The sequence below is a fragment of the Xanthomarina spongicola genome (genome assembly GCF_003148645.1).
In the GTDB taxonomy this organism is placed as follows: domain Bacteria; phylum Bacteroidota; class Bacteroidia; order Flavobacteriales; family Flavobacteriaceae; genus Xanthomarina; species Xanthomarina spongicola.
Map to the genome: position 1 here is coordinate 1 of NZ_QGGP01000010.1, position 12,899 is coordinate 12,899.

Annotated in this window: 14 protein-coding genes; 1 reads left to right on the top strand and 13 read right to left on the bottom strand. The window is 30.4% G+C overall.

Annotated elements, in window-relative coordinates; all coding sequences use genetic code 11:
- The coding region (locus LX78_RS13715) for a transposase (RefSeq protein WP_146192591.1) at positions 1-297 on the top strand (297 nt) is incomplete at its 5' end.
- Positions 298-337: 40 nt separating this feature from the next.
- On the opposite strand, the gene LX78_RS13720 is transcribed toward LX78_RS13715, so the two are convergent.
- The 13 genes from LX78_RS13720 to LX78_RS13780 form a co-directional block, all read right to left on the bottom strand.
- Positions 338-1,171, bottom strand: a complete 834-nt coding sequence (locus LX78_RS13720) for a hypothetical protein (protein WP_109683353.1) — start codon at positions 1,169-1,171, stop codon at positions 338-340.
- Between the two features lie 110 nt (positions 1,172-1,281).
- A complete protein-coding gene (locus LX78_RS13725; RefSeq protein ID WP_109683354.1) occupies positions 1,282-3,282 on the bottom strand; it encodes a TonB-dependent receptor plug domain-containing protein in 2,001 nt (666 codons plus the stop codon).
- An 84-nt stretch (positions 3,283-3,366) separates the two neighbouring features.
- Positions 3,367-4,221 carry a hypothetical protein gene (locus LX78_RS13730; protein WP_245881540.1) on the bottom strand — a complete coding sequence of 285 codons (855 nt, stop codon included), beginning with the start codon at positions 4,219-4,221 and terminating at the stop codon, positions 3,367-3,369.
- Positions 4,222-4,322: 101 nt separating this feature from the next.
- A complete protein-coding gene (locus LX78_RS13735; RefSeq protein WP_109683356.1) occupies positions 4,323-4,718 on the bottom strand; it encodes a hypothetical protein in 396 nt (131 codons plus the stop codon).
- 124 nt (positions 4,719-4,842) lie between these two features.
- A complete protein-coding gene (locus LX78_RS13740) occupies positions 4,843-5,676 on the bottom strand; it encodes a universal stress protein (RefSeq protein WP_109683357.1) in 834 nt (277 codons plus the stop codon).
- Between the two features lie 117 nt (positions 5,677-5,793).
- Entirely contained in the window at positions 5,794-6,576 is a 783-nt protein-coding gene (locus tag LX78_RS13745) for an ABC transporter permease (RefSeq protein WP_109683358.1), read from the bottom strand.
- A complete protein-coding gene (locus LX78_RS13750) occupies positions 6,569-7,276 on the bottom strand; it encodes an ABC transporter ATP-binding protein (RefSeq protein ID WP_109683359.1) in 708 nt (235 codons plus the stop codon). The genes LX78_RS13745 and LX78_RS13750 overlap by 8 nt, the downstream gene beginning before the upstream one ends.
- Complete coding sequence (locus LX78_RS13755; RefSeq protein ID WP_109683360.1) at positions 7,270-8,505, bottom strand: nitrous oxide reductase family maturation protein NosD; 1,236 nt, start codon at positions 8,503-8,505, stop codon at positions 7,270-7,272. The genes LX78_RS13750 and LX78_RS13755 overlap by 7 nt, the downstream gene beginning before the upstream one ends.
- 1 nt (position 8,506) lies before the next feature.
- Positions 8,507-8,947 (bottom strand): nitrous oxide reductase accessory protein NosL, encoded by a 441-nt coding sequence (locus LX78_RS13760; RefSeq protein WP_109683361.1) that lies wholly within the window; start codon positions 8,945-8,947, stop codon positions 8,507-8,509.
- A gap of 36 nt (positions 8,948-8,983) precedes the next feature.
- Positions 8,984-9,601: a hypothetical protein gene (locus LX78_RS13765; RefSeq protein ID WP_109683362.1), complete on the bottom strand. Its 618-nt coding sequence runs from the start codon at positions 9,599-9,601 to the stop codon at positions 8,984-8,986.
- Between the two features lie 143 nt (positions 9,602-9,744).
- On the bottom strand, positions 9,745-11,706 hold the full coding sequence (gene nosZ, locus LX78_RS13770; protein WP_109683363.1) for a Sec-dependent nitrous-oxide reductase: 1,962 nt from the start codon (positions 11,704-11,706) through the stop codon (positions 9,745-9,747).
- 22 nt (positions 11,707-11,728) lie between these two features.
- On the bottom strand, positions 11,729-12,298 hold the full coding sequence (locus LX78_RS13775; protein WP_109683364.1) for a fasciclin domain-containing protein: 570 nt from the start codon (positions 12,296-12,298) through the stop codon (positions 11,729-11,731).
- 6 nt (positions 12,299-12,304) lie between these two features.
- Positions 12,305-12,811: a c-type cytochrome gene (locus LX78_RS13780; RefSeq protein WP_109683365.1), complete on the bottom strand. Its 507-nt coding sequence runs from the start codon at positions 12,809-12,811 to the stop codon at positions 12,305-12,307.
- Positions 12,812-12,899: the final 88 nt, after the last annotated feature.

The window sequence follows — 12,899 nt, forward strand, 5'->3', positions numbered from 1 at the left end:
CTATGTAGTTATGTTGGAATTACACCCACGATACGGGAATCAGGTAGTAGTGTAAGAGGGAGAAGTAGAATTAGTAAAGTGGGTAATAAGAAATTAAGGAATCTACTATTTTTAGCAGCGTTTTCAGCTTGTAAATATAATAAAGCATGTAAGGCACTTTTTGATAGGATTGTAGCTAAAGGAAAGAGTAAGAAATTAGCATTAATTGCGGTGGCCAATAAGCTGTTAAAGCAAGCCTTTGCTATCGCAAAGAGTGGTTTGTCATACGATGAAAACTTTGTTTCAAAATTAGCTTAAAATTGTTTGTTTTTTAACTCAGTTCTTTGTTGTGCTTTCGTTATTTTTCAGTTCCTTCTAACATTTTTTGAAGTTCAGAATTTGTTTTTTCTCCAATAATATCAGTTAGTTTTTCTGTTTTATAATTATATTTTTTAATAATTGTTGGTTCGTTTATATCCTCATATTTTCCATCATTATTTTTATCAATTCCAAAACTGACAATTAAGTCTTTACTTTCGTTTAAGAATTTATAAGAAACAATATCCATTTCCGCGTTCTCAATTTTCTTTAATTTCTTTTCGTTTAATGAATAAATATAAAGTGATTTAAAATCCGATAAATTGATTACTCCATCTTTGTATGTGTCTTTTTCAGCAACTTTAAACAGTAAAAGGATTTCATCAGAAAAATATTCCGTATCAATATTATTGAAGTTAACTCTTTTGTCAAATAGTTTTTTTGTCAATTCATTTTTTTGATTATAAATAATTAGATTGTTATATGCTCCGTAATATTGTCTAGAATATCTACTATCACTTGATTTATAACTACTGCTAGATGTTTTTCTAATATTCAAAAGTCCATTTATATCTTCTGCTTCATTTAAGTTTTTATGAGACACAGGAATTATATATACAGAATTTAAAGTGTCAATCAGTTTTGGATTTTGATATGAAATTACTTGTTCTCTTTTATTCTCTTTTTGTAATTCCTCAATTTTTTCATCTGATAGAATTCCAGTTTCAGTATCATCATAACTATTAAATCTCACAAGTTCCGAAATTGCTATTCCACCTATTCCTAAAATTGAAACAATGACTAGAATAATGGCAAGTGTTCCTAGAATTGCTAGAATTTTTTGATTGTAATTTTTTACTTTTTCTATTTTCATTTATAGTTCGGGTTTAATGAAGCACAACTCGTTATATAAACACTAATATACCTGTTTTTGGTTCATATTATCTGGAAACGACTGTTTTTTATTTACATATTTAAATCATATTAATTTAAAACAAAGGATGCATTTATATAAAAATTACGACCTTTTTGAGAAATGTTATTCCAATCTGCATAGGTTGAATAATTTGTGTCTAATATATTTTCAATTCCATATTTAAAAACCAATTTGTTTTCTTTTAAATAGAATATATTCCCTAGATTCAGATTTAAAATTGCAAACGAAGCTGTTTCATTTTCACCATAAAAGCTACTGTAATTTGTCTGGTTTCCGTTACCATCTAATTGTATTGCTGCACTAAATAATTCTCTGGTATAATTAACTTCAGCTAAATAAGAAAATGGCTTTATAAGAGGTAAATTTTCGTTGTTACTTCCTTTTCCACAGTTATAACCAATGGTTCCATTTACAGAAAACGCATTAGATATTTTATATTCAGAATTTAAATAAACATCAAAAATTCTAGCGTTAGACAAGCTGTTATAGATTTTAACTCCATTTGCTCCAATTGTCATTGCGCTTAAGTCTGGATCTATTTCGCCAACTATATAATCCATAAGATAGAAGTAAGATGTTTCTAAACCAATTTTAAATTTTTTCATATAGTAATTTGTAGCAAAATTTGCTTCTAAGGCTTTTTCATTTTTTAAGGTTGGATTTCCTATATAGTCGAAATTATCGAAACTATTATATAAGAAAAACCCGTAACCTTCACTAACAGAAGGTGCTCTCTCTCCATAACCAACTCCAAAAGTAGCATCGTATTTTTCTTTCTTAATTTGATAATCTGTAGAAAAACTCATTAAAAACCGTGTTTTAGAATCGGTTAAATCTGGATAAAAAATCTGTAAGCTTTCCAAACCTACTTCTTCGGCAATGGTATTATTATGGTATCCAAATCTAGCCGAAGCAGAAATAGTTTTTTCTTCACTTAAAGCAAACCCATCTTTTACATAAATTCCAGTATATAGAGTTCTTATATCTGGCCAAGTATACATAAACATAGCTGGCTGATTAGAATCGTTTGGATACATAGTCATTTCGGCTAAAGAACGGTTATAAAACCCATTAACATTGAATAACAGATTGTGTTTTCCTTCAATTAAAGTTGCTTTAGAATAGAATCCATAGGTATCACTCCAACCAGGCATATCCATTCTAATAGGCACATCTGGACGTTTAGAATCGTCCATAATATGTGTAATGGTATTATAATATAATTTAGTTTCTAAAGATTTTATTGTAGTAGAATCGCTTTTAAATGTATGTGTTACCGAAGTTATAAGAGCTTCTGCTAAAGACACATCCATTGGTAAGGCTGGATAGCCAACATCTGTTGCTTTATCGTAGATAACATTAGCTGCTAAAACATGGTTTTCTGAAAGCTTATAACCTCCTTGCAGAGAGATATTATACTTTTGAAACTGAGAATACAATACTTCCATATTTCCTCCAGCATCATAATTATCAGACTTTCTAAAAATACCATCAGCATTTACATAGAATTTATCTCCAGTATATTCCAAATCTAAGCCTGCAGTTCTATAATTTCCATTAGTTTCATAACCTAAATCGAAACTAGATTTTAAACCTGTACCATAAAATTTAGAACGAGGCATTTTTAAATCGATTCCTCCTCCTACACAATGGCCATTTTCTGTTCCTTCCTGTCCAGAATCGACACTTACTTTGTCTAGATTAGACACATCTACATAAGATGTAATTGGATCCATTTTATCTGTACATGCTCCAAATATTTGCATTCCATCTATGGTAACAACCAATCTTTGACTTGCCATGTTATTCATAGCTGGTTCCCAAGCATAATTACCTCGTTTTATCATGGTAATTCTGTTTGATTTTTCTAGATAGTCGTCAATGCTAGATAGCGTTTTTTCTTGACAATAATTACTTAGTTTTCTTTGACCAATTAAAATAACTTCTTCTAATTGAGTTGTGTCTTTTTCAATTATATATGTGTCTTCTTGTGCATAGATAGAGACACCAATTAGAAAGCCAACACACAATAAGGTGAGCTTTTTCATAAAAAATAATTTTTAGTGATTTTTTTAAAAGACACACTAACACATGTTAATGTGTCTTTTAAAATTTAGATAAATTGACTTTTGTTAGAATTCTAATTCTAAATAAAGACTGCTTTGTGGATTATCTTCAGTTACATCTTCACCTTTTAAAACAGTATCCATGTCATCTAAAAGTTTTAAGTTTAAAACCCAGTAACCTGTCATGGTTAAAGATAAATTTCCTTGATAATTCCCTTCTACAGATCTATATGTTAAGTCTGTATTGTTTGGAGAACTATGGTTCCCCATTCCTGGCATTCTAGGATCTAGAGTAATTGTATAATCTTCAACAATAGGAAAAGACATCATGTTTTCCATTTTGTATAAGCCAACTTTCATATTGTTAATAGCAATTTTTGGGTCTTTAGGCTCTATTAAAGCTAAGATATAACGTACATTATCGCTTCCCATAAAACTAGTTACATTTTGATCGTTATTTTGCAAAACTGTAATGGTGTCTGTTACTGAATAGATCATACCATCAATAGCATAATCTAATGTTAAAGACCATCCAGAACCATCAGTATTTGTCATTTGATAAATAACGAAACCTTGATAAACTGTATCTCTTCCAGGTGCTTTTGTAATGGTAGATTTTGGACAAGAATGTTGCATGGTTGGCATTTGCATAACTGGCAACCAGCTGATTGTGAAATCTTCAAAAAAGGTATTGTTTGTATTGTCTTTTATTCGAATACTGACATCGTTATATCCTGTATAAAAATCTCCAGATTTACTCCACAATTCAATTGTATGATTGTTGTTTATTATGTCTTGGATTTTAGTTAACCCTTCCACTTCGTTGATTACAGGAGGTGTATCGTTATTATCATCGTCTGATGAACAAGCAGTAGACATTAAGGCAATAAATAGAATTGGTAATATATATTTTAATTTCATTTTAGTATTTTTTAGTTTAATATTTCATGTAGCATATTACCCAACTTATATAAATAAGCCAGAAATTGCTTAAACTCATTGAGTTTATGTGATAAGAAAAATTAACTAAAAATTGGAGGTGGTGTGTCGATATCTAAATACGTTTTTACGATTTTAGGCGACTTATGTGTAAGTATTATTTGAGGTAATTTGTATTCTATAAATTGTGAGTCTATAGTATTGATGCTTGAAACACAAAAAACATCTAAAGCTATTCTTTTACTTTCTTGAAGTGGATTCTGGCTATTAGATTCTGTACTGCTTTCAGATAATTGTTTGCTTAAATGACATTTACCATTACAACCTTGTTGGTCGTCTTTTTGAATACATAAAGTTTTAGCAATAAAGTCTTGATTTACAAGAAAATCTCCCACAATAACAAGTGTATTTATATTATGTGCAAATAATATAAACACAAGAACAAATGCTGTTATTTTATGAGTTATCGCTGAAATCATAGGGCAAATTTAAGCAAGATATTACTTGCAAAACATGATTAAAGTCAGATTTCAAAAAAATATATGTTATAAAAAAAGAGCTGAATTTACATCCAGCTCTCAACATATTTTTTAATAAGTTCTATTACAATTTAAATGTCATTACTGGTAAAATAGCATGATTTGCAATGTCTTCTGAAATACTACCTTCAAAGAAATGAGCAATTCCAGTTCTACCATGAGTAGCAACAGCAATTAAATCTGCTCCTATTTTATTAGCAAAGTTTAAAACACCTTTTTCAACTGTATAATCAGATACAAAATTAATGTGCTGTAGGTTGTCTAAATTACCATCAGCTGTCATTAAAAAAGTAGCTACAATTTCATCTATCTCGTTAGTACTTTTAAACCTATCTGAAGGTAAGTTTACATAAAGCAAATGTAATTTAGCATTTAACGCCTTAAAAAGTTTTGAAGCTTTTAAATATACTGCTACAGATTTTGAAGAAAAATCGCTAGCAAATACAACATCTTTAAAATTGTCCTTTTCGAATTTATGTTTCAAAACAAGTACAGGAATATCTGCATGTCTTACAACTTTTTCAGTATTAGAACCAACAAATATTTCAGACAGTCCACTAGAACCATGAGAACCCATTATTATTAAGTCTGCATTATGTTCTAGAGCTACATCGTTAACTTCGCTAAACACTTTAAAATGTTTAACTATAGGAGTAATATTAACATTTTTTAAGTAAGGTTTATCAAGAAATTCGTTGAATCTCTTTTCAGCAAGCCTTAAAAAGAAAATAGCTTTTTGTTGTTGTTCAGAATCTGTTTTATTAAGTACTGCATCAGAAATTTCTAGCATGTGTAGTGCTAAAATTTCTGTATCACCATTTTTTGCTAATTTTACTGCAGCTTCTAAAGCATATTCTGAATGCTCTGAAAAGTCGATTGGTACGATGATTTTATTCATTTTAAATAAATTTATAATGTTTGTTTCTAAACTTTAAAAGTAAATTAATTTACGCTTTTAATAGCAGAAATCAAAGACGAATTTCAAATATAAAACTTCAGTAGACAAATTTTACTATTAAAAATCTTTCCTTTTAGCTTTAAAAACGATTCTTAAAACTGGCATTATTACCCATACTGATAACATAGAAATGGAAATAATTAAACCAAAATTAGTGCCGAAAAATTGTTTGAAAATAGCTCCTGTATAACCTAGTAATGCAGATATATCAAGCTTTAACAAAATAAGTGTTCTAGATAAATCTATAGGATTTAACATGGTACCTATTAATGATAATTTGTCTAAAGGATAATCTTCAAACAAAATTAAAGTCATTAAGAAAATTCCATCGTAAATAATGGCTAAAAACAACCAAAGTAATATGGCATAACCAAAACCTTTAATTTTATTTTCGTTAGATAAAGCAATATTAAATGCTAAAGCAGTAAAAATAAAGGTTAAAAAAGTACCTGTTATTAATAGAAGTGAAAAATCCCAAATGGCTGAAGATTTAAATAAACCATAAAAAATGAATGGGATTCCTAAACCTAAAATTAAACTCATAGACAATGAAATGGCAACACCTAAATACTGTCCTAAAAATATAGAGGATCGTTTTAAAGGTTGCGCTAATAGAAGCTCTGTAAATTCTTTGGAATTATAATAGTACATGACACCAAAAATGGTTCCAATTAATGGCACTAAAACAATTATAACATTCATTAAGGTTATTACTGCTTTAGAGAGGTCGTTATTTAAAAACAATAGCACTACTCCAAGCAATAAATAGAATGCAAAATACACGTAGCTCCAACGGCTTCTCATTAAATCGTAAAAACTATATTTTAATATTTTAAGCATGATTGTCTGTTAATATAGATGCGATGGCATGTTCGAAATCTGGTTGATTGGTTTTGCTTTTAAGTTCGCTAATGGTACCTTTAAAATAAATTTGTCCTTCAAGGAGAAACACAATTTCATCTGAAATTTCTTCAACAAAACTCATAATATGCGATGTAATAAGAATGGTCTTTCCTTTTGCTTTTTCGGCTTGAATCAATTTTTTTAATCTTAATAATGAAATTGGATCTAGACCAGAAGTTGGCTCATCTAAGATTACTAAAGGGCTATCGAACATAAAAGTTAACACAAGGTTTACTTTTTGTTTGGTTCCTCCAGAGAGGTTCCCTAATTTTTTATCTAAAAATGGCTCTAGTTTAAAGAGACTAATTAATTCTTGATCTAGGGTTGTATTACCACGTAAATCCTTAATCATTTTAATTAATTCTTTAACTTTTAGATTGTTAGGAAAATTTGCAATCTGTGGTAAATAATCTATTTTATGTCTGTAGGCTGAACCGTTTTTTACGTTTTCTCCTAGTACATTAATGTTTCCTTTGTTAGGAATAACCATACCTAACAGGCATTTAATTAGTGTTGTTTTCCCTGAACCATTAGGTCCAAGAACAGCAAAAATGCCACCTTCTCCAATTTCCAGATCAAGACCACTTAAAACTTGGTTCTTTCCGAATTTTTTATGTAAATTTTGAATGCTTACCATTCTATTTTTTTCATTTTAGGGTTATTATCCAATAAATTATCTGGTGTAAATACAGGTGATACTTTTTCAGAAAAATCAATAATATCAATAAACAAACTACGAAGCAAAATAATAGTCTCAGGTGTTCTGTTTACAATATACGAAAACAGTTTTACTGGTCTGTATGGAATGTCTCCAATCCCATTTTTATCTAAATCATAACCTGTATAATTACTCCAGTAGTTATTATTAAATATATTATCGTTTATATTACTGTTATAAGAAATGTCAAAGGAATTGTACAAGAAATTATTACTTATAAAATGATTGGTATAGCAAGCTCCACGAACTTTAACTGCCCAACCGTTACTAATAAAGTTATTATTTTTATAATTAATTCTATTCGATCCTTCTATGTTAATACCAATGGTATTATCAGTAAAAGTATTTCCTTCTATTTCGGCATCGTTAATTTCTTTTAGAAGTAAGCCATAAGATGCTGTTCCCCAGTTTTCCTTAAAATTGTTGTTATACATTTTAATCTTTTTTGAAAACATGACAGCTACTCCTGCTCCATTGTTTTGGAAGATATTGTCTTGATAAATATCGTCGTTAGAGAACATAAAATGTAATCCATAACGGATATTATTGGCACTTACATTGTTTTTTATAATACAATCGTCTGAAAATTCTAAATATATTCCATCTCGAACACGTTCAACAAAATTATGTTCAATTTCAACGTTCTTACTATACCATAATTGGATACCATTTCCCGAATTATATTCTTCTTTAGCATCTCCAATTATTTTATTATGAAATATCTTACCGTTACGCCCTTTTTCAATATAAATTCCAAAAAACAGCTTTTCTAAAACCAGATTTTTTATAACAAAATCGTTACTTCTTTTTACACGAATAGCTGCATAATCTTCCGTATAACTTGTTCCTACATTAATAATAAATAAGCCATCAACGGTAACACTATCTGAAACTATGGTGATTATTTCACCTTTCATTTCACCATCTATTACAGGATAATTTTCGCCAATAATGGTTAAAGGCTTATCTACTAAAATATCATGTTCTTTATAAGTCCCTTTTTTAACTACAATAGTGTCAAAGCTTTTTGCAACTTTAATCGCATCGTTTAATTTTGATATCGGACAATCTTCGCATACATCAATTGTTTGAGCATGCAAGACACTGGCTAATAACATAGCTATAATAGAAACTATTTTAATTTTCATGTTAATCTTCTTTAAAATGAATCAATAATTCATCCCAAGAGTAAAGTGTTCCTTCTTTTTCAGCTTGAACTTTTAAGGCATCTTCTTTAGTTTTAAAAGCTGTTAAAAAAGCTCCCATAGGACTTGGAACATTCTTACTAATTAAAAAAGTTGCTTTAGTTGCATCGACAAGTGTTTCTGGTTCTGTATATATATTTGTTAGATATAATTTTATTTCGGAAGCTTCAAAATCTTTCATGAAGTTTATCATACATTCTGAAGCATCAAACTTGTATACTTTACCTTTATTAGTTACTATTTCTGCAGCATGAACCTTATCTACTATGGTCATTTTACAAAAATGACAACCATCAGTTCCATAGTCAATAGCTTGTGGCCCAACATTACAACTGGTTAATACCAATAGCAATGCTACAAAGGAAAATTGTTTTAATCTTTGCATAATTTTAGTGTTTTGTTTGAGATTTTGTTAGATATATTACTTAGCTGTTTTTAAGCTAAATTTTCTACCCAACCAAAATGCAACAAGGGTTAAAAACATTCCTACAAACATAAGATATCCTCCAATATGAGGCAAGGAAGTTACATCAAAGTTCAATAATTTTTGATGTCCAAATAATGGTGGTTTGTAAGACATAGGTGTACCATCTGGGTTTTTTAGTTTTAATATTGCCTTTGGATCTAAGTCACTACCATATTCAGTTAACCAAAGATTAAAATCATACATTCCTAGAATACCTAAAACAGACATAAGCACAAACCAACCTAAAAAGAATTTATAACTTATTTTACCAGCAAATCCAAGAACTCCAATAAGAACTCCTAGTAGGCTCATTCCAAGTATTACTTTAGGGAATACTGAAAACTCCCACATTTCTTCTGCTTTTGGAATGGTTTTCATTCCAATGTAATGATTTAAACCATCGATGTTTTGAATATCGAATTCTTCGACACCTTGAATTCCATCAAGATGAATATTCATTCCTAATGGTTCTGGATATTGTGGAGCACCAAGCATGATATTCCATAAAGGAAATTTAAAAAGTCCTAACAACAAAAGTGATCCTATAACCATTATAATACCAGCCTTTTTCATAATATTAATTTACTATTGAGTTAACCATTTAGTTAATAGTGTTTAAAAAGAAAGGCGAGAGCGACAAATCAACTCTCGCCTTATATAGGAAAATAAACACTAAAACAAAATTTTCCTAAACTTATATGCGTGTAAACTATTTATTAATCTTCACCTAATGACCAAGATAATTCTATGTTAGAATCTGCTGGAGACACACGAATATATCCTTGCATTTCTTGGTGTAAAGCAGAACAGAAATCTGTACAATAGAATGGCCACACACCAACTTGCTTAGCTTCCCAAGTTAAAGTTTTAGTTTGACCAGGAGCTATTAACAACTCAGCGTTATTAGCACCAATCATTGCAAAACCATGAGGTACATCGAAATCTTGCTCTAAGTTTGTTACATGGAAAAACACTTTATCACCTACTTTAATACCTTCAATATTATCTGGAGTAAAGTGGCTACGTATTAGTGTCATGTAAACATGTACGTTTTTACCGTCTCTAACTACTTTAGTTTCGCTTTCATTTGTAGCTTTTCTTGGGTGTTCATTTTCTGCTAGTTTATAGATCTTTCTAGATTTATCTTTAATAATTTCTGCTGGAATTGCTGCTGCATAGTGAGGTTCACCATGAGTAGGGAAATCTAAAAGTAATTCCATTTTATCTCCTGAAATATCATATAGTTGCGCAGAATGTTCCATTTCTGGACCAACTGGTAAATAACGGTCTTTGGTAATTTTGTTCATAGCAAACATATATTTACCAAATGGCTCTCTTGAGTTACCTCCAGGAATTGTTAAGTGACCTACAGAATAATATGTTGGTTTTCTGTCTAATACTTCCCAAGTACCTAATTTCCATTTTACAACTTCAGAAGAGATAAAGAAAGTAGTATATGCGTTTCCTTGACCATCAAATTCTGTATGTAAAGGTCCTAAACCTGGTTGCTCTACAGAACCTGCAAGCACATCTTCGAATTTTAAAATTGGAATTCCATAAGCATCTCCATCAAATTTCTCGTTCTCAATAGCATCAAGCATTTTAGTAAATGAGTGTACTGTTAAGTTAGCAGATAATTTACCATTTCCTACAATGTATTCTCCAGAAGGATCAACGTCACAACCATGAGGTGATTTTGGAGTTGGTAATAAATATATTGCTCCAGGAACTTCTGATGGGTTGATAACACGTACTTCTTTTTTCATAGTAGAAGTTGCAGTGTGTGTGTTTTCGTCATAAACGTTATGTGCATAATTTGCTGGCATCATTGTACCACCACCATTATTTACATATTCTTCAATTTTTTTCCAGTTTATAGCTGCAATAAAATCTTTATCGTTTTGAGAAGCATTTACTTCTAACAACGTGCTAGCTTCTTCTGTATTATAAGTAGTAAAGAAGAACCATCCGTGAGATTTTCCACGACCTGGATGTGATAAATCGTAGTTAAAACCTGGCATTAGTACTTGGAATTTAATATCCATATGTCCATGTTCTGGATCTACAGAGATAAAAGATAAAGCACCTTTAAAGTTTCCTTTATAGTCTTTTATAGCCATGTCTTTTTGTGGTACTGGTACAGAAAATCTTGTTCCTGCAACTACATACTCAGTATTCTCAGTAATAAAAGATGAACTGTGGTTACCAGCACTATTTGGAACTTCAATAATTTCTTCAGTTTCAAAAGATGTTAAACTAATTCTTGCAATACGAGGTGTATTGTTTCCATTAATAAAAACCCAACGACCATCTAATTTACCGTTAGTTTGAGAGATATCTGGGTGATGCGAATCATCCCAAGGCACAAATCCGTAAGATGTTTCTAATAATGGTTTTGTTTCTTCAGAATATCCATATCCATTTGTTGGAAATTGAGAGAATACTGGAATTTCTTTAAACATTCTTCCTGAAGGTAAGCCATAAACAGTAAGGTTACCACTATATCCACCAGAAATAAATGCATAATGAGAATCGTGCTCTCCTGGTGCTACATATACTTTTTCTGCTTTACTAGAGCTTAAAGCACCATTTGATTTGCTAGATTTTTGATCACCACAACTTGTAAAAGCTATAGCTGTAATTAAAAACCCAATTGATAATTTAAAAATGTTTTTCATTGTTATAATATTTAATTAGTGTTTATTCTGTTGGTGGCAACATTACTTTATCTATTACATGCACTATTCCATTACCAGCTGGAACACTTGCAATTATTTTTGCTCCTCCTACGTACACATCGTCTCCTTTTACTTCAACAGCGACGTATTGGTTATTTGCTTGACCTAATTTTTTAAACTTTTTCAAGAAATCTTTAGAATAGTTTCCAGGAGTAACATGATACTTTAATATATCTGCTAAGGCATCTTTATTTTCTGGTTTTAAAAGGTCGTCAACTGTACCTTCTGGCAAAGCAGCAAACGCTTCGTTTGTTGGCGCAAATACCATTAAAGGTCCAGCATTAACTAGAGCATTCTCTAATTGTGCAGCTTGTACTGCTGCTACTAAAGTTGTATGATCTGGAGAACCAATTGCTATTTGTAATACGTTTGGCGTCGCTTCATCGTCTTCGATAAATGCCTGTCCTTGTCTTTCAGGTGCTTCTGTTGAAGCAGCTTCTACTTGTTCTGTTGTATTAGCTTCATTTTTGCAACTAATTAACAAAACAACTAAAAGTGTCGTAAATAAAAATTTAAGGTTAGTTGTTTTCATATTGAATTATTTAAGTGTTCTAAAATATTCTAATACAGCTCTTGCTTCTTCTTCAGTTAAATTTTGGTTTGCCATTGGCGAACCATTAAATTCAATTAATAATTCTTTAGCTAGAGGATCTGATTTAGTCATTTCTTCTGGATTTAAAATCATGTTCATTACCCATTCTGGAGTTCTACGCTCTAGAATACCATTAGGAGCTGGACCGATAAATTTTTTGTCAACTCTATGGCAAGCTGTACACATTTTTTTAAATACATCTTCTCCTTTGGCAACCATAGATTGGTCTATATCTGCAGACAAGTCTACTGATGTAATTGGACCAACACCTTTATTAGTTAGATCTATTTTTTCTGAAGCTTTTACTGCAGTTTCGGTTTTAGGAGCTTCTTTTTTCTCAGTTGGAGCCTTTTGTTGAAAAGTAGGAGCTTCTTCTTTTTTTTCTTCTTTTCCTCCACAACTTATAAGTAGAGTAATAAATAATACGGTAATAATTTTTAGTGTTACTTTCATAATATATTTTAATTAATAGGGCAAATTTAATGGCTATACTTACAATAAAATATGACTTTAATCATGTTTGAGATTATTTAGTCTTTTT